This is a genomic window from Enterococcus sp. LJL128, assembly GCF_056924295.1.
This window is the reverse complement of the sequence record NZ_JBXPBP010000005.1, coordinates 55,558-78,303: the sequence shown is the minus strand read 5'-3', so window position 1 is coordinate 78,303 and position 22,746 is coordinate 55,558. Positions and strand designations below refer to the sequence as shown.

Below are 22,746 nucleotides of genomic sequence, written 5' to 3'. Positions count from 1 at the left end.
ACCCACGAAAATGATAGCGCTATCATTTATATTGAAGCTATTCAAAATAAAACCAACCCCCTTTAAGACGCTTTTATTTGTTATAATAAAAAATATTTTAATTTTAATGTAAGAAAAGATTGTAATTTTCAAAAAAATTAATTATAATTACGTTTAACCATGATTAAGTTCAATGGAAAAAATTTTGGAGGGATTTAAATGAAAAAAGTGAAATTAGTAAACACATTTGCATTGATTATGTTAGGAATGGGTATTGCGTGCTCAGCAGGTCAGCCTGCATTTGCAGAGAGTCAGACTGCTGCACAAACACAAGTGGAAACAGTCCAGCAAGAAAAAGATTCACTAGAAGACTTAAAAGAGAAAGTTGCTGGAACCTCTTATGAAGATGAAGTTAATCAGTTACTTCCAGTAATAGAAAACATTGAGCATGATGTGAATCTACCAGCTAAAAGTGCGCGTTTCAACTCAGTAACCATCTATGATCTTGATAGTATCGGCGCTCGGTTAGAGCTAATTGTAGAAATCGGAAATGCTATCGCATTTTCTGTTGAAAAGTTAGAGAACAAGGTTGAACAGGCTCATCGGGAGATTGGTGTAGAAATTACACGGGCTATTATAAAAGTTGCTGACCCATTTGCCACTACAAGTGAAATTAAACAGCAAATCATTGCATTACAGCAGTTAATGGCTAAAATTGCCGCATATCCTGACTTGGATTTAGACTCAACAGCTACCGCACCTGTGAAGCAAAAATTAAGTGATGCCATTTGGCATACACGTTTTGAGCGTGATAAAAAAGTGCTTGGAAAGGTTCCTTTTGCTGTATACAACAATCTAAATAAAGTAATAACAAAAGCTGTTTTTGTTCAGCTTAACCCTAAATCAACAGTTAGAGACGTTTATGCTTCAATCCAAAGCTTGGAAGACGCTCTTGCTTTTGCAGTAAGCCAAGCAAAATAAATTCCCCTTATTTCCAGATAAAGATTGAAAATAGTTACAACTGAATTAAAAAAGCTCCCGTAAAGACTCTTTCTAAAAGGGGCTTTACGGGAGCTTTTAGTTATTTAACTGAGATTTTTTTATAAATATCCTATAGAAAACTTCAAACAAGCATGTCCTCTTATCAATTCCTACTTGTTTTGGGACTGACTGGTTATATAATGTCCGTTTTTGGGCAGAAACAACCTAGGAGCGAGGTTTGCAACGAGAACTAAGACAACACTCACAAGAACAGTATTGGCAATGGCGCTGCCCCCATTAAATACCAAAGAATACCAGTACGGGCTCATGCCTGCCGGTGCATAGGCGCCCCACACCAAAACTCCTGCCCAATAATGCCAGAACCAGCGGGAAACTACTGCAGTTATACTCCCTAAAATAATAAAACGAATACTTTTAGCCTTCTCTCCTTTTGAAACAGCTGCTTGAATCTTGTCCGCAAATAAGCCGCCCATACCGCCAAATGCAAAGGCAAAGGGATACTCAAAGATGATTTGAGGCACAGAAATAAAATTTTTCATCGCTGAACCAAGTACGATACTTAAAAGCCCCCAGATAAACCCTGCCGTAAGTCCTGGCAGAACCCCTCTCCGATAGGAATACAAGACTAACGGAATCATCCCCAATGATAAATCAAAGGCGGCATTTGCCGTTTCCAGCGGAATAAAGGAAAGTGCCATCGCCATTGCTGCAACTACTGTTCCCTCAATCCAAACCCGTAAATCCATTTTTTTCGACATAAAAAAATCCTCCCTTAAAATTAGAACGAACCATTCAACAAAGGAGGAGTATATCTATCTACTCCATCACAACTTCCTACGCACGCATTAACGCAACAGGTTCAAGGGTTTAGAGTGACCTCATTCTCAGCTGTAAAGCTCCCCTATGTGATGGTGTTCTATTCAATTGATTGTCTGTTTAAAGACAAACCCAGTCTAGCATAAAGAAAAACACTTGTAAATTACATTGCTTCTTGTCCCTGCTGTTTCATCTATGATAGACTAAAACAAAAACATCTCTATAAAAGGAGTTCTTTACATGGAATTAAAACTTCACGACACGCTGGACTACTCGGTTATAAAATTTCCAGCTACCTATGAAATCCCTGAAGCATTCAATTCTCTGACGGCTTTCAAAAGTATAACCTATACAAATGATGAATGCTCTTTTATCGTACCGACCGATTCTTTAAATACTAATCAGGCTACTGCCGTTGATTCCGGTTGGTTCATCATTCAAATCGTCGGTGAACTGGATTTTTCTCTAGTAGGCATTTTAACCCAGCTGGCTAATCCTTTGGCGGAGCAGGGAATTTCTATTTTTGCCCTTTCAACGTATAATACAGATTATCTGTTAATAAAAAACACCGAAAAAGAAAGAGCTCTCCAAACACTGATTCAAGCTGGTCACACCTTTAACTAGCCATTTACTGCTATTGATAGGAATCGTCACTCAAAGGACAGCTGCCTGTGGGCTTCATCCTTTTTTTGTAAAAAAACAGACAACCAACACTATTTACGAAACGATAAGGAGGTCTTCCATTGTCTCATTTGGCTGAAACACTTATGAATCAACTAACACCCTTCTTTGATTTATTTATTCTTTGTCTGAACGTTCTCGCAATCATCGTTCTGATTTGGGGCGTAGTTATCGCTGCTGTCGATTTTTTCAAGAGCAGCCTGGATCGTAGTCAAAAGCTGCTGATTGCTAAAAACAATAACCTGATTAAAAACTTTCTCGGCAGTTATATCCTGTTGAGCTTGGAAATCCTGATTGCCGCCGATATCATTGAGTCTGTCATTAAACCGACCTTCCAAGATATTTCCAAGCTGGCTGCTCTGGTCGTCATTCGAACGGTCATCTCTTATTTTCTCCATAAAGAAATTGAAGATGCCGAAAAGAATGAAACGGAGACAGCCACTACACTTGAAAAAAAACAGCAAAACTAATTTTCTCAAAAAAAGAGACTGGCTACCAAGCACCAGTCTCTTTTGCATTTTTATATTCTACCTTTTCTAGGCATGCTTAGGCAGTTGAATATCTAAGGCTTCCCCGTTATTTTCAAAATGCCATGTTCGTTTCCCTGTATTATAGACTAAAGAAGCGATTATCGGGTCTTCTTTATAGGCATAATTCTTCGTTTTCCACAAAGAGTCCTCAATCATATAAATCGGAATGCGGTATTCCTTCCCCTGTTGTTCAATATTCTGAAAACAGAATACTACGCCTTCCTGTAAAATTGGCTTCATTTCCTTTAGCAGATCACTGCTAAGCTTATCTACAGAAACACCTCTGCGGAAAAAGCTTTTTTTGTCATTAACCTTTTCTAAGATGACACTACTGATTTTATCCGCTAAAATCTGATAAAATTCATCAATATAGCGATAATAAACTCTAGTCATTTGATCAGCAAACTCAAAAAAGACAAAGTTATTCTGCAATTTGTAAAAGAACGGTGAATGCAGACTGGTTTTGGTGTGCCCAAAATACAGCAGCTCTGAGATTTCAAGAGGCGTTAATTCCTTCAGCATCGCTATGTCAGAAAAATCCATCCACTTGATCTCTTCTCCTTTTCTTCTGCGGCCTGCATCAGAAAAATGCTGATTCACATTGTCCAATCCGCGAATAATTTTCAGACCGCTATGTCTTTCATACTCACCATCTTCTGCATAAGGGTTCAGCAAAAGAAGATTTTTCGGCTTATGTACGACAGATCTGACAAAATCATAATGCGTTATTCCTTTGGATAAAACTGCGTTGCTTGTTATATCCACATGTACATAAATTAAATCCAACAATTACCAATCACCCCTTCACGGATTTCTACTTATTCCATTTTACATTATTTATCATAAAAAAGCTTATTTCTTTTTGTTTAAAATTCAATTACAAAAGCAGATAATTCAGTCACATTTCATTTCATTTTATTTTAAAGTACCTTTTTTAGTTTAAATTTAATTAAATTTATGGGGTTTACATATAAAATATGATACACTATAAAAAAATAGGAGTGTGACGAATGAGTAAAAAGAAACGGGCGTCAGCTGCGCCAAAAAAACAAAAGAAGAAAAAGAAAAAAAGCAACTGGCTAATCAATATTTTATTGGTTTTACTTTTACTTGTCGGTTTAGCTTTGATTTTCAATACACAAATTAGAAACTTTCTTATCCAGCAAAACGGCAAATCTTATAACCTGGATGGAGTTACTCAGGAAGATGTTGCAAAGAACCTGAAGGCCGATACTACTTTTGATTTTGACTCTGTTGAGTCAATCAGCACAGAAGCTGTTATCAAAGCACAGTTTGAAAACAAAGATTTACCAGTGGTCGGCGGTATTGCTGTTCCAAGCGTGGAAATCAATCTTCCAATTTTCAAGGGGCTTTCCAATGTCGCTCTGCTCACAGGTGCCGGAACGATGAAGGAAGATCAGGAGATGGGCAAAAGAAACTACGCACTAGCCAGTCATAGAACACTGGACGGGGTTTCGCTATTTTCTCCTTTAGAATATGTAGAAATTGGCGCAACCATCTATCTAACTGATTTAACTAATGTGTTTACCTATAAGATTTTTTATAAAGAAAAGATTGATCCTTCCCGAGTTGAGCTAATCGACGATATTGAAGGGAAAAATATTTTAACACTGATTACCTGCGGCGACATTCAGGCAATCACACGGATTGCTGTTCAAGCGGAGTTGGAAGCTACTACACCAATAGCAGACGCTACGGATGATATGTTGACTGCTTTCCAAATGGAACAGCGCCTATACAAATAAACAAGAAGGGAGACAGACTGATTGACTAAACAAATCAGCTATCTCCCTTTTTTTATTTAAATGGACGATACTCTTCGTATCCAATAATCAATGGCTGTTTCTCTGATAGCCATGCTTAAGCCGCTGGTAGCTGTAGCGAAAGGCTGACAGCAAAAGAACAAGCGGGTAGACCGCTGCACAGGCAAATAACCATTCCAGCGAGAAAATACCCATCATGGGCAGATGATAAGTCACAGCATACACTAAAGGCAATCCAACTGCCAATAACAGATAAAAGAGCGACAGTTCAAAAACGATTGATTTAAATGACCGCATGTTTTCATCCTCCATTAGTAAATTCTCCAGCTCTGATAATGCATTCATAAGCTTACTCCTTTATTGTAAAAGGTTGCTCATAAAATTACATCCTCCTTAGGACTGAGATTATCACGTAAAAAAGTATGAGTTTTTTTATTTTCCCGCTTCTTTTTTCAAGTGTTCCAGCCAGGCTGTGGTTCCTTCATTCACCATTCGATATGTCGTCTCAAAATCTCCAGTATAGTAAGGATCAGGAACTTCTGTCTCTTCTTGGTGCTCAACGACAGACATAAATAGATGGATATTTTCTTCCCTGCCTGCTGGTGCTGTTCTCTTCAAATCAGTCAAGTTGCTATAATCCATCCCGATAATATAATCATAAACCACAAAGTCCTGTTGGTTAATCTGTGTCGACCGCAGCCCATCAACAGAGATGTCATGCGCCTCCAATATCTGCCGCGTTCCTCGATGCGGCGGATTTCCTGCTTCCCATCCACTGGTTGCGGCAGAGGACACTTGAATCTTTTCCTCCAAACCAGCTTCCTTAACTTTCTCCCTCATTACCGCTTCAGCCATTGGTGAACGGCAAATATTGCCTAAACAGACAAATAATACACGTATCATCTTCATTCCTCCCAAGCTCTCTTTCCTTCAGCATAACAAACTTCAAGTCCCTTTGTAAAATACTTCAAAAAGCCTTTCGACTACCTACACTGTGGAAAAATTTCGGTCTCACTGTAACCCTTAGAGTTTCCTCTGAAAATAAAAGAGAATTCACAGAAATCTAAAGAACAATTTCTGTGAACTCACTCTTACTATCAGAACCTATCATTTTACCTCTACGGCTTTTCAGCACTCGGAAAAGCTGTACAAAAAGCTTTTATAGTGTTTAGATACCTATTCCTTGTTTTCTGCAAACCATTGACTAAACTGTGGTAAATATTCCTGATTCGCCCACAGCATATCCTGTAGTACCGCACCAGCTTTATCACTATCATTGACTAACGGGTTAATGGTTAAAGCTTTGAGTGCCGCCAGATAATCGCCAGTAACTCCTGCTTCAATGACTAATTCTTCATAAGCTTTCATTAACGAAATTTGTCCTCTAACGCTAGTTTCCAGCTCTCCTACAGTCACCGGCAACGCCCCGCGATGTGTCACTACACAATTACATTCAATAGCAGCATTCTCAGGAAGGCTGGAGATTGTCCCATTATTACGAACATTGACATAATGGATTTTTCCGTCGCCATTGTAGATGGAATCAATTAAATTGACAGCTGCTTCACTATAATGTGCGCCGCCGCGTTCCTCCAGTTGTTTTGGTTTTACAGCTAGTTCCTGATCCTTATATAGCTCAAACAACTCTTTCTCTGTCTGAGTCACTACTTCCCCCCTAGTACCTTCTTCTTTCGCTGCACGCTTACAGTCCTCCAGCATTTTTTCCCGAGTATAATAATATTTCAGATAGCCAGCTGGAATCATGCCGATGGAGTCAAGAACGTCAGCCGGAAAAGAGAAATTCGGAATATTCTTCGCAGAAATTTCTGTTCCATCTTTGATTTTTTCAATAACATCCAATGTTACATCTTCGCCATTTACATAGATGTTTTTCCCAAACACGAAATGATTTAATCCAGAAAATTCTACAGAAACATTCTCCGGTGTCGTCTCATACAGCTTGGCTATCTTATTTACAATCCCAATTGGAATATTGCATAGGCCGACTACCTTAATAGAAGAATGTCTAAGTACCGTTTCAGTGATGATGCCTGAAGGATTAGTAAAATTAATCAGCCAAGCATTCGGACACAATTCTTCCATATCACGACAAATATCCAAAATTACCGGAATGGTGCGGAGTGCCTTCATCGCTCCGCCAGCACCGTTTGTTTCTTGCCCAATTAAATCATACTTCAAAGGAATTTTTTCATCTCGAATTCTTGCCGGCAGCAGCCCTACACGAAACTGTGTGGTAACAAAATCAGCATCTTTTAATGCCTCTTTACGATCCAGCGTCAAGTGAATGGTGATATCTGCCTGTGCTTTCTCAACCATCCGTTTTGCTAATCCACCGACAATTTCTAATTTTTCTTTTCCTGCTTCAATATCAACTAAATAGATTTCTTTGATTGGTAGTAAACCATCCAGCTTCTTTTGAATAAAGCCTTCAATAATTTCCGGCGTGTAGCTGGAACCGCCGCCGATAGTAACGATTTTTAATGCATCTTTTGACATGTGCTGTCTCTCCTTTAGTTAAAGTTGTCTGTTTAGATTGTTTCAGTCTGTATTCCTTTAGCTTTCAGCATTTCCTGTTCATCTTCTTTTTCTACTTGAACAGCCTGTTTATCTAAAACCTTGAAAAATGGATAGTAAATCAGCAAATCAACAAGCAGGAGTCCGATAACAAACAGCCCCGCCCGAATATCCATCGTTCCTAACGCAGCCCCTATCGGCGCTGGTGTTGTCCATGGTGTCTCCACCACACCTTTACCAATCCAGCCGAAATACATGAAAGCATAGCCAAAGATAGCGTTAATTACTGGAACAAAAATAAATGGCAGCATCATAATTGGATTAAGAACGAGCGGCGTACCGAAAATCAGCGGCTCATTAATGTTAAACAGTGAGGGAATAATAGATATTTTCCCAAGCTGCCGCATTTGCCCTGAACGAGCTCGAAGCATCAGTATCGCCAATGCCAGTGTAGAGCCTCCACCGCCAATCGCGATGATATACGACCAGAAAGGCTGAGTAAAGAAGTGAGGAATAGCCTCTCCTTGAGAAAAAGCTGTCGCATTCGCTACAATATAAGCACTCATGAAGGGTAAGCGAACAAACTGGGTGATACTGGCTCCGTGTAAACCAAAGAACCAGAATAACTGCGCCAGGAAGGTAATCAGGCAGATGCCTACTAGCGAATCCAAACCGGTCATTGCCGGTGCTAAAAGCTTCATGATCATCGCAGGAATCAATTCTCCATTTGTAATATTTTGAATCAGCAAGCTAACACCGTAAAAAAGCCCCGTACATAAGAACAATGGCAGAATGGCATCAAAAGAAGCAGCAATAGCAGGTGGAACGCCGTCCGGCATTTTAAATCGAATATTTTTCTCCGCTAACAAACGCATAATTTCCACACAGCTGATACTTACAATAATTGCAGTGAATATTCCTTTTGCATCCAAATACTGCATTGGCAAACTAAGCAGCCCTAGCTGACTAAACTCTTCTACTGCCATATTCTCCGTAAGTTTATCGAGAGGAACTCCGGAAAATGCCGGCGAGCTAACCAGTAAAAACGTAACTGTTGATACAATCGATGCGTCTAGTGCGGGCATGCCATATTCCTCAGCCAGATTATGAGCAATTGAAAAAGCGATGAATAATCCCATCAGTCCCATACTCATCATAAAAGGCAGTTTTAGTGTATAAGCATTGGCCTGAGCCCAGTCATACCATACGGACAGAAAATTCGTCAGTACATTCCTCTGAGACATCTGTTCCGGGTTAAACGGAGGTGTAGCAATGATCAGGCTGACACCGCCTAAGATAGATAATGGGATGGAAGAAACCATTCCATTTCTAAGCGCTGACAAGTGGCGTTGTGCTGCCAGCTTGTTGGCAATCGGCAGTAAGCTTTTTTCAGCGACCTGGTTAAATTTGTCCATGATACTCATTTCATCATCTCCTTTTTTCTTGTTAGGCATAGTATAGCGGTTACATTCTAGCTATTACTTAAATTTCCATGATTTGGAAATGATTTCCAATTAATGGAAAAACAGAGGGCTGTGAGAAATTAACGAGTACATTAAAGATACTATTATTAGAAAGGAGCCGAAAAATGAAGCTACTAATAAATGCTGATGATTTTGGCCTAAGTAGAGGACAGAATTACGGAATCATCGACTGTTTTAAAAAAGGAGTTGTTGCTTCGACTACTCTTTTAAGTACCACACTGGCATTTGAACATGCCTGTCAGCTGGCAAAGCAGCATCGCACCCTAGACATCGGCGTGCACCTATCCTTGGATTTAGGACAGCCAGTTTTAGATTCTCATATGATTCCCAGTCTAGTCAGTCAACCACAAACATTCAAACGCTACAATTTGGAAGCAAATGAACTTGATGTGTCCGAGGAGGAGGTTTATAAAGAATGGCGTGCCCAAATTGAAAAAGTGTATGCTCACGGCTTAACACCCAGTCACATCGACTCTCATCACCATATTCATATGATGACAAATATTTTTCCTGTTTATACTCAGTTAGCCAAGGAATTCCAGCTGGCTGTTCGTTTTCATCCAAGAAAATGGTCTGACGAGCAGATTCAAGCCTATCAGCCGTTGCTTGACGGGCTGCCCCATGCGGATTATTTTTTAAATTCTTTCTATTTAACTTCGATTACACCTGAGTTTTTTGCAAACTTACAGCTTGAGGAAAATCAAATCTATGAAATGATGTGTCACCCCGCATATGTCGATCAATGGATTTTTGAAAACAGCAGCTACAATATCCAGCGTTCTTTAGAAGCAGAGACGCTGCAGTCAGAGCGGACAAAAGCATACATTAAGGAGAAGCAAATTGAACTAATCAATTTTGAACAATTATGTAATTTAAAAGGATAAAATGCACAATCCCAGAAAAAATTCACTTTACTGGTAGTTAAACAAGCAAAAAAGATAGAACACTATGTGCCTTACCGCGCATAATGTTCTATCCTTTTTATCTATTCATTTTTTCTGGCAAAAACCTCCAGCGCCAAAATTCCCGTTATCACTTCAAAGGCATAAGGATACGCTGTGAACCCTTCTTTTTCTTCATAATAAATAAACTGATCAATGTATTTATTGCTTCGAATATTTTCGCTAGCTGTTATCATCACAAGCTTCGGTTTGCTATTTCGGCTCAGCTGCAGATCATGTACTAAAAAGCGTTTAAGATGGCTGCCGCCACGAGAAAACAAGAGAATTAACGTGTCTTCTCCAGCATTTTCAATATATTCCAGCTGTTCCTGAAAACGAGTTCGAGTATCCATAACAATACCGCTTGTTAATAAATCCGTCTGTAGATTTAATACCACACTTTGAGAATGAAGGGAGCCGAATGCCGCTACTTTAGGATAGGTTAGAATATCCTTTGCCAGCTGCTGCAGCTCTTCGTTTCTAACACTCTTCTTCAAAAGCAGGAGGTTCTCTATAATGCTGTCTATATAAGTATCCTTTAAGGCTGTCGTTAAGCGACCTTCATAAGCAAACTTTTTTTCTCCAATATCTGTCCATTGAAAAAACTGCTGCTTCAGTTCATTGAAATCTCGAAACCCTATTTTCCGGCAAAAACGGGAAATACTGGAATTTGATACAAAGCAGGCCTGAGCTAGTTGAGAAATATTGTATGTTTGAATATTTCTTAAATTACTCAAAATAAACCGGGAAATCCGATAGTCATTTGTTCCAACTGGTTCACTGTTCAATGTTGCCAGCAATATAATAATCATATTAAACATCTGTCTGCACCTTCTTCAATATGTATTAACAGAAAGGTCGATGCTTTACTTCCAATAAAACCGTCAATCCTCACTATCCCCTTGTACTCTCTTGTCTTCACCTTACCGTGCTTCTATCGGCACTGTCAAGAGTTAATTCACTTCAACTGTTCAATGGTTCTAATTACTAAATCTAAGTTAGATAAAAGCTGTAAAAAGTGGTATTGGATACTTTTTTAGCTTTCGAGAGAGTATGCCTTATATCTATAGTAGTCTTTATAATTCGGCTACATAAAATCGTCAGAATCTTGCTGATACAACCGATAAGAGAAGAATTCAATATCCTTTGCTAAACGAAAGAGCTGAGTTGCAATTGTTAATGGTGTTTCCTGATAACCTTCCATAATCCAAGTAAATAGGACACCGCTGCAGCCATAGGATAGAAAACGGGCATAAAACCGCTTATCCTCATCCAGCAGTTCATGCTCAGCATCCATCTGTTCAAATAGATTAAGAAACAGCTTTTTTGTAACCTCCGCAAAATCAGTCCGAATAATGTCCGGATAAGCGTTCGCTGTATTGTAGTAAAAATCTCTTTTTTCCTGAATAGCTTTCAGCATCTTTAACGCCTGTTCTTCCCAATTATCGATATTAACATCCCTTGTATCTAGATAGAGAAATGCATTCTCCTGATAAATCCAGCGCAGCAGAGCATATTTATCAGAAAAGTGGTAATAAAATGTCTGCCTATTCAAACCAGCTGCATGGGTAATATCTTGAACGCTTATTTTATTGAATGCCTCTGAGCCGCATAAGTCTATCAGCGCTTGAGCAATTACTTTTTTGGTTTTCTGCGATTCACTCATAGCTTTCCTCCCTACTTTCTCTCATTGTACTTTCGTCATTTGTGCATCTATTGTATCAAATATTTTTGAAATGACAAACTGCCTTTCAGCTAACCAGCAGTCCGCCGTTAAGCCTCTTTACTAAAAATGCACAGAAAAAAAGACACCTTAGCTGTCAGTGTCTTTCTTTCCCTATTATTTAACCAGACCCAATTAAGAACAATTTGCATATTGCCCTAACCCTTTTCTTATCGATAAATAACTAACCCAATTATTTATCGATAAGAAAAGGGGCATCCAACTACAGTGATACCATCCCTCTCCTATGTATAAAAGAAAGAAATACATTGGATACCTACTTGATTTCCGATATTTCTACCTTACCAATCATATGATTATTCAAAGCCAGAATTTTTTTCTCCCACTGCTTTAATAGAATAATCTTAAATAATTCGTCATCTAACATGACTTTTAATAATTTCTCATGCTCTTCTTCATTAGAGATAACAAGATTTTGAACAGTTACTTGCTCAGTTTCTATAGAATAATCTACTTTGCTCAAACTCATCCTCCTTTATCCAGCTGTCCAGTGTCCTCTTGGACTGATTAAAATATACAAATTATATAAATTATCAAGCATCTTAAGTCCCCCTACTTATTTAAAATTTTGTTATGCTACTAACAAAACCAAGTATAGACAACCACATGAATTTACAACAGGACATCAATGTCCTGTTGTAAAAGAAAAGACCTAAGCATACTTTGCTTAAGCCTTTCTCTATTATTGTTCATTTTGAATGTATTCTTTTAAATCCATTTCCCATTCTTGCATTATTTTCTCGCTTAAAACTGCATCACCAAATAATCTAGCACACTGAGCACCATCCATATATTTTTGTTTGGCTTGCTTGCTGTTCTTTTGGCAAAACAACCAATATTTTCCTTCCATCATTTCAATTACTGGTTTTTTTTGAAAGTCTTGATTAGTTTGCATTATTATATTTGAAACTCTAACAGCATCTATTAATTTGTCATAATTTTTGTATTGCAAAAAAACGCTTATCGCAGCTATCAACACTTTATTTAATAATACTAATTCTATATCTACTGAGTAATCTACTTGTTCTATAACTTTGTTAAATAATAACATAAACAATTCTTCATCATAATTTTTAAAGTGGATACAATGAAAATACAATTCTATGATAAGCAAATCGTTTGTGGAGTATTCTTTCTTTTGAAGAATTTGCAAAAAGTAATCATTTAATATTCCTTCACCAAAATCTGCCTTTCCAGCAAAATGTACATCCATTGCTGCTTGCTGAACATCAATCGCTAATTGTTCTTCCTCTGGTAGTTTGTCATAATATTTTTCATAGATTTCTGTAAAATGTTGTTCTTTCTTAAGAATACGTTCTTTCTCACTATATGTATATGCCTTATATAATTTATGCTTCAATTGCTGATATCTCTTAGGTAACTCAAAATGTTCTTCGTCAATCAAATGATGGATTGGGACAGCCAGGCGCTGAGAAATAAAGGTTAACTTAGGTAATGTCGGTAATGACTGGCCGGCTTCGATTCTTGTTAACTGCCGCACAGTCAGTTCTACTTCATCATCGCAAAAAGCTTCCCTGGTCAAACCATTTTTTTCTCTGAGCAGTCGAATTTTCTTTCCTAACTCAATTTTTATATCCATGACTTTCTCCCCCCAGTCACTTATATTGTATAGTTAGTCACAAGCAACAAGCAACTGAATACCTGCATTTCGCTATATTTGTTAGCGTTTTCCTATCCAAAACTTACGGAATCATCATCGGACTATTCATCTATACTTACAGCATTTTAAGAAATTCAAGCAACTTATTATATCACAAACATAATTACATTATATTGTTTGCTTTTTAAATCATTTTTTTATTCTTGGGAAAAATAGGGATAATCAAAATGTTCATACGCTAATGGCGTAGCAATTCTACCGCGCGGGGTACGTTTAATAAATCCTTTTTGGATTAGATAGGGTTCATACATATCTTCAACGGTTTCTGTCTCCTCCCCGATATTCACAGAAAGGGTGCTTAGCCCTACAGGACCGCCGCCGTACAGCTCAATTAATGTCCGCAGCAGCTTCTGATCTACATAGTCCAGCCCCTGATGGTCCACTTGAAGTAGAGTCAACGCCTGATCTGCAATATTTTTGTTAATCACACCATCTGATTGAACCTGAGCAAAGTCCCTGACTCTTTTAAGCAGACGGTTGGCAATCCGCGGTGTTCCCCGTGAACGCCGTGCAATTTCAAACGCGCCTTCTGTGACAATTTCAGTTTGAAAAATATCTGAAGAACGAAGAACAATTTCCTGTAAATCATCATCTGCATAATATTCCATATGCGAGACAATTCCAAATCGGTCTCTCAGCGGTGCAGAGAGCTGTCCAGCTCGAGTTGTTGCACCAATTAGCGTAAATGGCGGCAGCGGAAAATGAACTGGATGAGCCGTTGTTCCCTGACCAACCATGATATCTACAAAAAAATCTTCCATCGCTGAATACAGCATTTCCTCTACTACTCGCGGCAGACGATGAATTTCATCAATAAATAAAACATCGCCAGGCTCTAGTTCATTCAAAATAGCCACCAAATCACCGGGACGCTCAATGGCCGGACCACTAGTGGTTCGGATATTTACAGCCATCTCATTGGCAATAACCATCGCCATTGTCGTTTTCCCTAATCCTGGCGGACCATATAATAGTGTATGGTCCAAAGATTCCTGCCGTTTTCTGGCAGCTTCTATATAAATACTTAATTCCTGCTTTACTTTATGCTGCCCAATATACTGCTTTAAAAATTTAGGACGCAGAGAGATTTCCAACGATTCTTCTCCATCATTGCTGTCTCCTGAAAGAATCCGCTCTTCACTCACTATTCTGCTCCTCCTTTATCGTTTCATCATTAGTTTCAGTGCACTTCTTAGATAAACATCTGTTTGAGAAGCTTCAAGAGCTTCCAGCTGAGGTGTGACCTTTTTGATTTCCTTTTCACTATAGCCAAGTGCACTAAGCGCCTCTAGAGCTTCTGTCAGCTCCTTGGTGCCGGTTTTCACTGTAGACCTAGCCATTGCTTCCGCAGCAGCTTCAGAGCGTTCCAGCTCTCCCAGCTTGCCCTTCAAATCAAGAACCATCTGCTGCGCAGTTTTCTTGCCCACGCCGGGGAATTTCGTCAGATATGCCGCATCTTCTGCTTCAATAGCATGGATTAACCCGCCGTGATCTTCCGATGCCATGATAGCCAGCGCACTTTTAGGTCCAATCCCTGAAACACTAATCAGTTTTAAAAACAGCTGCTTTTCTTCTAAATCCGCAAAACCGTACAGGCTATGAGCATCTTCCCGAATAACCTGATGTAGATAAACCTTTGTCTCTGTTTTCCCTGAATACCTGTAGGGATTACCCACAGACACCTGATAACCGATTCCATTTGTCTCTAAAACGATGTAATACGGACTGATATATGTAATGTTGCCGATGATATATTCGTACATGCTTTCACCTTTTCTAAGTAGTTTGTGCCGTCTTTAGTTTATCACAAAGCAGCAAAAATCTATAGTCATCCTATTTAAAAAGGGGAAAATACGTTTGCTTTTCGAGCCGTTCCGAGCACTGCTTCCAGCTTTGCTGAACGGTTCTTCTATAACAATATAAACTCTAAAAAAAACAGAGACCGGAATAACTACTCCCGGCCTCTGCTTCAGTCAGCTTTTATTTATTCTTCAATGTATGTCCACTTGAAGTCGTATTGTGCACCTGCCGCATGAGCAACAACGCCTTTTACTTTGGCCTTTCTCATATGCGCTTCTGATTTTTGATAGATTGGAATCACACCCATATCATCCATCAGTAGTTTTTCAGCTTTCAGCATATCTTCCCAACGTGCTTCAGGATCTGCTGCATGTGTAACATTCGAAGACTCAATCAGCTTGTCATACTCTTTATTTGAGTAACGACCTCTGTTGTAAGCATTGCCTGTAACAAACAAGTCTAGGAAGCTGCTTGGATCCGCATAGTCTGCGCCCCAGCCGCCCATGATTGCTTCGAAATTCCCGCTGTTCCCTCTATCCAAACGAACAGAGAAAGGTACAGGCGTTACGGTTACTTTTATACCGTCCAGCGTATCATTCAGCACACCTTGGATATATTCTGTCAGCTTTTTCGTTGAATCGGTATCGTCATGGACAATATCCATTTCAAAGGTTTCAATCCCTAATTCTTTTTTCGCTTTTTCCCAATATTCTTTTGCTTTTTCTTCATTATGGGTCAATACATTTTCGTTTTCTTCTGCAAAATCTTTATTATCAGTTGGTGAGAATGACAGCTCCCCTGGAACTAACCCTTGTGATACGACTGAACCATCGCCTAGAATCTGATTAACTAGCGCTTCACGGTCAATAGCATAAGAAATTGCTTTACGCAGGTTTTCATTGTGGTACGGAGAATCTGCTTCACGCTGATTTAATTCCATATAAACTGTACGTCCATCTTTTTGACTGATAAATTCTGGGTCACTTGCCATTTGCTGTGCAAGCTCGCCATTTAGGATTACATCGTCCGCTTGACCATCCTGGAACAAGTTCAATGAAGTCGGTGCTTCTTTTACCACATCCACGTTGATTTTTTCAAGCTTAACTGTATCTTTATCCCAGTATTCTTCATTTTTCGTATAAGACCATTTAGTGTCTGTTCCCGGACCGTCAAAGTCAGTTAATGTAAATGGACCATTATAAACCGACATGTCACTTGATGTAGCATAGTCTTTACCATTTTTTTCAACAACTTTTTGATTTTGCGGGAAGAAGGACGGAAACGCCAGCAGGTAATCAAAGTAAGGCGTTGGTTTTTCTAAAGTAATTTCCAGTTCATAATCACTAACTGCTTTAACACCCAGCTCTTCAACATCTTTCTCGCCGGCATTGACTGCCGCACCATTTTTAACTAATTCAAACAGATACGCATACTCTGCTGCTGTCTTAGGATCTACTGTTCTTTGCCAGCCATAAACATAGTCAGCAGCTACAACAGGGTCGCCATTTGACCACTTTGCATCCTCATTCAGTTTGATTGTATACGTCAAATTATCATCACTGATTTCAGCCATTTCAGCCGCACCGGCTGGCTGTGGTTTACTATTTTCATCTAAACGATACAAGCCTTCATAAACATTATTCAATGCTGAAAAGCTGATTGTATCTGTTGCCAGTGATAAGTCAGCACTAGGCATTTCTTGTTGAACAACCTGATTAAATACCTGTTCTCCAGAAGCTGATCCAGAGCTTGAGCTGCCTCCGCTTGTATCTGTAGAATCAGAACTCCCCCCAGTGGTTCCGCATGCAGCCAATGTTACTGCTGATAAAAGAATGATACTCGTAAATTTCTTCATATTATGCTTTTTCATCCAATTCTCTCCAATACATCATATTATTCTTTTCATTTTTTAATTTTTAGAATATTCATATAATACTAAAAATTCTGAACGAGCGCAATCCTTTTCTACCGATTCTATTAAAAATACGCAATATCGACGATTTATTTTAGTCTAATAGGTAGATTTTTATAAAAAAGAAGTGAGGATAGGGAATCTAAAAATCCAATCTATTAACAACACCCCATATAACAATTCAAAATATTTAACCTCAAAAAAAGAAGCCTATTTTCATTATCGAAAACAGACTTCTCTATTAAAACTGGCTATCCTGAACAAAGCATTGCTGCTCAGGTATCATTGGGGGGATTTGCCAGAAATGCTCTTGCCAAACGTTACTAACAACGGAAAGTTAGATTTCTTCCTTTAGCAGCACCAAGCTTTCTTTTAAGACCGCTTCGCCATCTAAAGTTTCATAGTCTTCCTTTGAAATCAGCTTGTAAGGTACTGCTTTATAGTTTAGAAAATCCTTCAGACGATTCACTTCATACTTTGATTGGGGACCAATCAACAAAGCATCAACTGACTGCGTTTGGATAATCTGTTCAGCAATAATCGCTGGAGCCGAATAGACATGGACATTAATATTTTTTTCATCTGCTGCCTGCTGAACATTTCTAACTAGAAGCCCAGTAGTAATTCCAGCTGTACAGATCAACAAAAGTGTTTTTTGCTCGTCGTTGCTCATTACTTCCAGCTCCTTTTAAGATATTTTTTTCTTTTTATTGTAGATATCCAGAACAACCGCCAGTAGCAAAATCAAGCCTTTAATCGCCTGCTGCCAGTCAACACCAATACCAAGGATAGACATCCCGTTGTTCAGCACTCCCATAACTAAACCACCGACGATGGCACCCATAATGGTTCCAATCCCTCCAGAGGTTGAAGCTCCGCCAAAGTATACTGCAGCCATCGCGTCCAGCTCCATTGATGTACCAGCCTGTGGCGTTGCTGCATTCAGACGAGCAGCCAATACCAAACCGGCTAAGGCAGCCATTGCACTCATATTGACGAATACCCAGAAAGTAATTTTCTTTGTTTTAATTCCGGATAATTCGGCAGCTTTTTTATTACCGCCAGTAGCATAAATTTGCCGGCCGGCTACTGTTTTATTCGTTAAGAAGCCATAAACTGCAACGATGATTCCTAAAATAATCAAGATAATTGGATAGCCTTGATAAGCTGCAAAGATAAAGGTTACACCGACTACGAGAATACCTGTAAATAACGCCTTGATAATAAATGCATTCATTGATTCTACTTCAAAAAGATTTTTTTTGCGTCGTTCACGTGTCCGCCACTGGCCGATAATCAGTGCTGCAGCAATAATCAGACCAATAATCATGGAAAGGATATGCAGATGATCTCCTCCTGCTACATCCGGCAGGTATCCAGTGGAAATTTTTTGAAAGGCTGACGGAAACGGAGCTAGAGACTGTCCGCCTAAAACAACCTGTGTCAATCCTCGGAACATCAGCAAACCAGCCAGAGTTACAATGAAAGCAGGAATACCAACATATGCGACCCAAAAGCCCTGCCAAGCACCAATCAGCGCTCCAATGCCAATACAAAGCGGAACTGCCAGCCAGGGGCTCATGCCATTATTAACCATTAGCATTCCGGCAATTGCTCCCACGAAGGCCATCACTGAGCCTACCGATAAATCAACATGTCCTAACAGTACAACTAGCAGCATTCCGGCAGAAAGAATTAAAATATGACTATTCTGCAATACCAGATTGGTAATATTCAGCGGCCGCCAGAAGATACCGCCGGTCATGATTTGAAAGGCAATCAGCAGCGCTACTAAAATGATTACCATACTGTAGCGGCTGAAAATATCCATTGCTTTATCTTTTAAATTGAGCTGCTTTTTTTCTTTTTCTAATTTATCTGTGTTTTCCATGTTAACTCACACCCTCTTCTTCCATGGTCATTAAGTTCATCAACACTTCCTGATTGGCTTCTTCTCTCATTACCTCACCGGTAATCCGACCTTCATTCATGGTATAGATACGGTCACACATTCCTAAAATTTCAGGAAGCTCTGAAGAGATAATGCAGATACTTTTACCAGAAGCTGCCATCTCTTCAATAATTGTATAAATCTCGTATTTAGCACCCACGTCGATTCCTCTGGTCGGCTCGTCTAAAAAGAGAATATCCGGCTCAGTCATCAGCCATTTTGCCAGTACAACCTTTTGCTGGTTCCCACCGCTTAAGCTGCCGACATTTTGAAATACCGAGCTGGTTTTAGTCCGCATTTTTTTACGATACTCCTCCGCAGCCAATACTTCTTTTTCTTTATCAATGACGCCGCTGCGGCTGATTTTCCCAAGACTAGCAATGGTTGTATTTTCGCAGATATCCATCAACAGATTCAGTCCCAATGCCTTACGGTCTTCTGATACATAAGCCAGTCCATTCTGAATGGCAGCTGGAACATCCTTCACAGATATCTCCTTGCCATCCTTATATGCTGTTCCACTAATATTGCTGCCGTAGGAATGACCAAAAACACTCATGGCAAACTCGGTCCGACCTGCTCCCATCAAGCCGGCAATACCAACAATTTCTCCCCGACGGATAGAAACATTGATGTTATTATTCATAATTCGGCTGCCGTCAATAGGATGATGAACCATCCAGTTTTTCACCTCAAAGTACACGTCGCCAATATTCGGATGACGATCTGGGTAGCGGTTCGTTAAATCACGTCCAACCATCCCTCGAATAATCCGTTCTTCAGTGATCGCTTCATTTTCCAGTGTTTCAATCGTCTGACCATCACGCAGAATCGTAATTCGATCGGCGACATTTACGATTTCATTCAGCTTGTGGGAAATGATGATAGAGGTAATTCCCTGACCCTTAAATTCTTTGATAAGTTCTAACAAATTAGCACTCTCTTCTTCATTTAGGGCTGCAGTCGGCTCATCAAGAATCAACAGCCGAACAGATTTTGAAAATGCTTTAGCGATTTCCACCAGCTGCTGATGTCCTACGCCAATCTGGGAAACTAATATATTAGGATTAATTTTCAATCCTACTGTTTTCAATAAATTATCTGTTTTTTTCTCTGTTATATCCCAATCAATAATGCCGTGCTTTGCTTGTTCATTGCCTAAAAATATATTCTCCTTAATAGATAAATAGGGACTTAGAGCTAATTCCTGATGAATAATAACAATTCCTTTATTTTCACTATCCCGCAAATCTTTAAATTTGCACGTTTCTCCATCATAGATAATCTCGCCGTCATAACTGCCATAAGGATATAATCCGCTTAAAACATTCATTAGCGTTGATTTACCCGCTCCGTTTTCACCGCATAATGCATGGATTTCACCCCGCTCGATTTTCAGGTTTACATTATCTAAGGCTCTTACCCCGGAAAATTCTTTAACAATATTCTTCATTTCCAGAATATAATCTGACATACCGTTCATCCTCTCTTTCAGGTTTTTGATTTTTACCGGTCTGCCGGCTGTCTTCTACAGCACAGCTTTTGAAAAGACAAGCAGGAATCGAAGCTGATTCGATTCCTGCCTCCTGTCTATTCTTTCAGATCTGCCTCTGTATAGTAATCTGTATCAATCAGCTCAACTTTATAATTGTCTTTATCAACAGATACCGGATTTGCCAGATAGGTAGGAACGACCTTCACACCATTGTCATAAGTTTCTGTATCGTTTACAGGCACTTCTTTGTCGTTATTGATTGCTTCAATCATTTCAATCGTATTTTTAGCTAAAATACGTGTGTCTTTAAAGATTGTTTGTGTCTGTTCGCCGGCAATAATCGATTTTACCCCGGCAATTGTTGCATCTTGCCCAGTGATTGTTGGCAGTGGTTTATCAGAAGATCCGTAACCGACCCCTTTCAGAGAAGAAATAATCCCTAAACTGATTGGATCATATGGAGAAAGCACCGCGTCTAATGTTTTATCTGTATAGTTTGCACTCAGTAGATTATCCATCCGGGCTTGTGCAGTAGAACCATCCCAACGCAGTGTTGCAATTTGATTAAAGCTCGTTTGACCAGAAGGTACCTTTAGCTGACCGCTGTCTAGATAAGGCTGAAAAACTGACATTACCCCATTAAAATTAATTAAGGCATTGTTGTCATCTGGAGAACCGCCGAACAGCTCAATATTGTAAGGACCTTCACCATCCTTCAGACCTAGCTTATCTTCAATATAAGAAGCCTGCAGTACCCCAACACCAAAGTTATCAAAGGTTGCATAATAATCAACGTGCTCTGAATTCATCAACAGTCGGTCATAGGCAATTACCTTGATGCCTTCTTTACTTGCTTTTTCTAGTACATCCGTCAATGCTGAGCCATCAATTGAGGCAATCACCAGAGTATCAATTCCTTTGGTAATCATATTTTCAATTTGAGCGACCTGGTTTTCTACCTTGTCTTCCCCATACTGTAAATCTGTTTTATATCCTAGCTTTTCTAATTCCTTCACCATGTTGTTGCCGTCCGCAATCCAGCGCTCTGCTGATTTTGTCGGCATGGCAATCCCCACGTACCCCTTATCTCCACTGCCTCCGGAAGCCGAACCGCTGCAGGCGGTAAGCACGAAGCTTCCTGCCAATAATAATGCAGCAAATGCCATTGCTTTCTTAAAAGCTGATTTCATCTTGATCCCTCCAAATTTTATAATTGCTTTACACTCCGAAGTATAGCTGTTTCAGATACCGCTTACATTAAATGTTTTTCATGTTTTCTAGAAATTCTTTTTGTTCTTTTTTGCACAAATGTCTTTTTCTGGGAATTTTTTTGATTCTCTTGATTTTTTTTCGTTTACTGTTCTGCAACCCCTGTTAGTCATCATATTTTGGTAGAATAGAGATAACAAAGAATGTCTTGATAGAAAGAGTGAAAACGATGAAGAAAATAGTATTATTTATTTTTCCGTTACTGTTTCTTTTAACTTCCTGCACAGCAGCTGCTGATATAGAGGAAGAAAAAAATCTGGTAATCGGCTTTTCTCAATCAGGAACGGAAAGCAGATGGCGCAAAAAACATACTGATTCCATCAAAACCGAACTTGAAAAAAACAATCAGGTTTTATACCGCAACGGCTACATGAGTCAAGAGCGGCAGATTCAGGATATTCGAACTTTTATTGCCTACAAAGTAGATTTAATTGTATTTACCCCATTACAGGAAGATGGCTGGGAGCTTATATTAACGGAAGCTAAACAGGCGGACATCCCTGTAATTGTCGTTGACCGTCACATTAGCGTTTCTGACCAAAGCCTATATATCACGCATATCGGTCCAAGCTTTAAAGCTGAGGGAAATCGGGGTGGCTTATATGTCACCAATCATTTTGCGGACAGTCAGAAAGAAGAGATTAACATCCTTGAGCTATCCGGATTACCGGAAACTTCTCCGACAACTTTACGAACAGAAGGTTTTCAAGAAACCATTTCCCGTGATTCACGGATGAAGATTGTGGATACTTTATCTGGAGACTACATTCGAATGAAGGGAAAGGAACAGATGGAGCAGTATATTGAAGAACATGATATTTCTTCAATTGATGTCCTTTATAGCCACAACGATGAAATGACCCATGGTGCGTTGGAGGCTTTGGCAAAAACAGATGTTGTTCCAGGTAAAGATATCATTATTGTAACGATTGACGCACAGGAGGATATGATTCGCAAGCTGCGGGCCGGCGATGTCAACTGTGTCGTTGAATGCAACCCGAATGCCGGCTGGTTTGTGGCTAACGCCATTGAACGTTACTTTTCCGGTCATGAACTAGCTCATGAAATTTATATGCCGGAAACCGTTTTTTCTGAATCCAATCTGGATACGATTCCCACTAGAAATTATTGAAGGAGCAGCT

Annotated in this window: 23 protein-coding genes and 1 riboswitch; of the genes, 6 read left to right on the top strand and 17 right to left on the bottom strand. The window is 39.4% G+C overall.

The window, feature by feature from the left end; all coding sequences use genetic code 11:
* Nucleotides 1-198 precede the first annotated feature (198 nt).
* Nucleotides 199-960 (top strand): CAMP factor family pore-forming toxin, encoded by a 762-nt coding sequence (locus AC1Z3K_RS08075; protein ID WP_461732425.1) that lies wholly within the window; start codon nucleotides 199-201, stop codon nucleotides 958-960.
* A 170-nt stretch (nucleotides 961-1,130) separates the two neighbouring features.
* On the opposite strand, the gene thiT is transcribed toward AC1Z3K_RS08075, so the two are convergent.
* Entirely contained in the window at nucleotides 1,131-1,739 is a 609-nt protein-coding gene (gene thiT / locus AC1Z3K_RS08070) for an energy-coupled thiamine transporter ThiT (RefSeq protein ID WP_461732424.1), read from the bottom strand.
* 55 nt (nucleotides 1,740-1,794) lie between these two features.
* Nucleotides 1,795-1,894: riboswitch (TPP riboswitch) on the bottom strand.
* Nucleotides 1,895-2,037: 143 nt separating this feature from the next.
* On the opposite strand from thiT, the gene AC1Z3K_RS08065 reads away from it, so the two are divergent.
* Both AC1Z3K_RS08065 and AC1Z3K_RS08060 read left to right on the top strand, forming a co-directional pair.
* Nucleotides 2,038-2,421, top strand: coding sequence for an ACT domain-containing protein (locus AC1Z3K_RS08065; RefSeq protein WP_461732423.1), 384 nt, complete (start codon nucleotides 2,038-2,040; stop codon nucleotides 2,419-2,421).
* 143 nt (nucleotides 2,422-2,564) lie between these two features.
* Nucleotides 2,565-2,948: a DUF1622 domain-containing protein gene (locus AC1Z3K_RS08060; protein WP_426084587.1), complete on the top strand. Its 384-nt coding sequence runs from the start codon at nucleotides 2,565-2,567 to the stop codon at nucleotides 2,946-2,948.
* Between the two features lie 66 nt (nucleotides 2,949-3,014).
* Here the strand turns inward: AC1Z3K_RS08060 and AC1Z3K_RS08055 are convergent, their stop codons facing one another.
* Nucleotides 3,015-3,797 carry a hypothetical protein gene (locus AC1Z3K_RS08055; RefSeq protein WP_426084541.1) on the bottom strand — a complete coding sequence of 261 codons (783 nt, stop codon included), beginning with the start codon at nucleotides 3,795-3,797 and terminating at the stop codon, nucleotides 3,015-3,017.
* Between the two features lie 221 nt (nucleotides 3,798-4,018).
* On the opposite strand from AC1Z3K_RS08055, the gene AC1Z3K_RS08050 reads away from it, so the two are divergent.
* Nucleotides 4,019-4,774, top strand: coding sequence for a class A sortase (locus AC1Z3K_RS08050; protein ID WP_426084542.1), 756 nt, complete (start codon nucleotides 4,019-4,021; stop codon nucleotides 4,772-4,774).
* Between the two features lie 87 nt (nucleotides 4,775-4,861).
* Here the strand turns inward: AC1Z3K_RS08050 and AC1Z3K_RS08045 are convergent, their stop codons facing one another.
* From AC1Z3K_RS08045 to AC1Z3K_RS08030, 4 genes are all read right to left on the bottom strand, one after another.
* Nucleotides 4,862-5,137: a hypothetical protein gene (locus AC1Z3K_RS08045; RefSeq protein WP_461732422.1), complete on the bottom strand. Its 276-nt coding sequence runs from the start codon at nucleotides 5,135-5,137 to the stop codon at nucleotides 4,862-4,864.
* 87 nt (nucleotides 5,138-5,224) lie between these two features.
* Nucleotides 5,225-5,695, bottom strand: a complete 471-nt coding sequence (locus tag AC1Z3K_RS08040; protein WP_461732421.1) for a low molecular weight protein-tyrosine-phosphatase — start codon at nucleotides 5,693-5,695, stop codon at nucleotides 5,225-5,227.
* Between the two features lie 273 nt (nucleotides 5,696-5,968).
* Nucleotides 5,969-7,309, bottom strand: coding sequence for a 6-phospho-beta-glucosidase (locus AC1Z3K_RS08035; protein ID WP_426084545.1), 1,341 nt, complete (start codon nucleotides 7,307-7,309; stop codon nucleotides 5,969-5,971).
* A 32-nt stretch (nucleotides 7,310-7,341) separates the two neighbouring features.
* Entirely contained in the window at nucleotides 7,342-8,751 is a 1,410-nt protein-coding gene (locus AC1Z3K_RS08030) for a PTS sugar transporter subunit IIC (protein ID WP_426084546.1), read from the bottom strand.
* 164 nt (nucleotides 8,752-8,915) lie between these two features.
* Between AC1Z3K_RS08030 and chbG the strand changes: the two genes are divergently transcribed.
* Nucleotides 8,916-9,695 carry a chitin disaccharide deacetylase gene (chbG, locus tag AC1Z3K_RS08025; RefSeq protein WP_461732420.1) on the top strand — a complete coding sequence of 260 codons (780 nt, stop codon included), beginning with the start codon at nucleotides 8,916-8,918 and terminating at the stop codon, nucleotides 9,693-9,695.
* A 101-nt stretch (nucleotides 9,696-9,796) separates the two neighbouring features.
* Here the strand turns inward: chbG and AC1Z3K_RS08020 are convergent, their stop codons facing one another.
* From AC1Z3K_RS08020 to chvE, 11 genes are all read right to left on the bottom strand, one after another.
* A complete protein-coding gene (locus tag AC1Z3K_RS08020; protein ID WP_461732419.1) occupies nucleotides 9,797-10,573 on the bottom strand; it encodes a MurR/RpiR family transcriptional regulator in 777 nt (258 codons plus the stop codon).
* Nucleotides 10,574-10,839: 266 nt separating this feature from the next.
* Nucleotides 10,840-11,418, bottom strand: coding sequence for a TetR/AcrR family transcriptional regulator (locus tag AC1Z3K_RS08015; RefSeq protein ID WP_426084549.1), 579 nt, complete (start codon nucleotides 11,416-11,418; stop codon nucleotides 10,840-10,842).
* 334 nt (nucleotides 11,419-11,752) lie between these two features.
* Complete coding sequence (locus tag AC1Z3K_RS08010; RefSeq protein WP_461732418.1) at nucleotides 11,753-11,959, bottom strand: hypothetical protein; 207 nt, start codon at nucleotides 11,957-11,959, stop codon at nucleotides 11,753-11,755.
* A 219-nt stretch (nucleotides 11,960-12,178) separates the two neighbouring features.
* Nucleotides 12,179-13,096, bottom strand: coding sequence for a helix-turn-helix domain-containing protein (locus AC1Z3K_RS08005; RefSeq protein WP_461732417.1), 918 nt, complete (start codon nucleotides 13,094-13,096; stop codon nucleotides 12,179-12,181).
* Nucleotides 13,097-13,314: 218 nt separating this feature from the next.
* The gene (ruvB, locus tag AC1Z3K_RS08000; RefSeq protein WP_461732509.1) at nucleotides 13,315-14,325 is read right to left on the bottom strand and encodes a Holliday junction branch migration DNA helicase RuvB; all 1,011 of its coding nucleotides are present in this window, start codon (nucleotides 14,323-14,325) and stop codon (nucleotides 13,315-13,317) included.
* 12 nt (nucleotides 14,326-14,337) lie between these two features.
* Nucleotides 14,338-14,940, bottom strand: coding sequence for a Holliday junction branch migration protein RuvA (ruvA, locus tag AC1Z3K_RS07995; protein ID WP_461732416.1), 603 nt, complete (start codon nucleotides 14,938-14,940; stop codon nucleotides 14,338-14,340).
* Nucleotides 14,941-15,161: 221 nt separating this feature from the next.
* Nucleotides 15,162-16,847 carry a peptide ABC transporter substrate-binding protein gene (locus AC1Z3K_RS07990; protein ID WP_426084553.1) on the bottom strand — a complete coding sequence of 562 codons (1,686 nt, stop codon included), beginning with the start codon at nucleotides 16,845-16,847 and terminating at the stop codon, nucleotides 15,162-15,164.
* Between the two features lie 379 nt (nucleotides 16,848-17,226).
* Complete coding sequence (locus tag AC1Z3K_RS07985; protein ID WP_426084558.1) at nucleotides 17,227-17,562, bottom strand: PTS sugar transporter subunit IIB; 336 nt, start codon at nucleotides 17,560-17,562, stop codon at nucleotides 17,227-17,229.
* Between the two features lie 15 nt (nucleotides 17,563-17,577).
* A complete protein-coding gene (mmsB, locus tag AC1Z3K_RS07980) occupies nucleotides 17,578-18,780 on the bottom strand; it encodes a multiple monosaccharide ABC transporter permease (protein WP_426084559.1) in 1,203 nt (400 codons plus the stop codon).
* Nucleotide 18,781: 1 nt separating this feature from the next.
* Nucleotides 18,782-20,314 carry a multiple monosaccharide ABC transporter ATP-binding protein gene (mmsA, locus tag AC1Z3K_RS07975; protein ID WP_426084560.1) on the bottom strand — a complete coding sequence of 511 codons (1,533 nt, stop codon included), beginning with the start codon at nucleotides 20,312-20,314 and terminating at the stop codon, nucleotides 18,782-18,784.
* Nucleotides 20,315-20,430: 116 nt separating this feature from the next.
* Entirely contained in the window at nucleotides 20,431-21,525 is a 1,095-nt protein-coding gene (gene chvE, locus AC1Z3K_RS07970) for a multiple monosaccharide ABC transporter substrate-binding protein (RefSeq protein ID WP_461732415.1), read from the bottom strand.
* 248 nt (nucleotides 21,526-21,773) lie between these two features.
* On the opposite strand from chvE, the gene AC1Z3K_RS07965 reads away from it, so the two are divergent.
* Nucleotides 21,774-22,736, top strand: a complete 963-nt coding sequence (locus AC1Z3K_RS07965; protein WP_461732414.1) for an ABC transporter substrate-binding protein — start codon at nucleotides 21,774-21,776, stop codon at nucleotides 22,734-22,736.
* Nucleotides 22,737-22,746 lie beyond the last annotated feature (10 nt).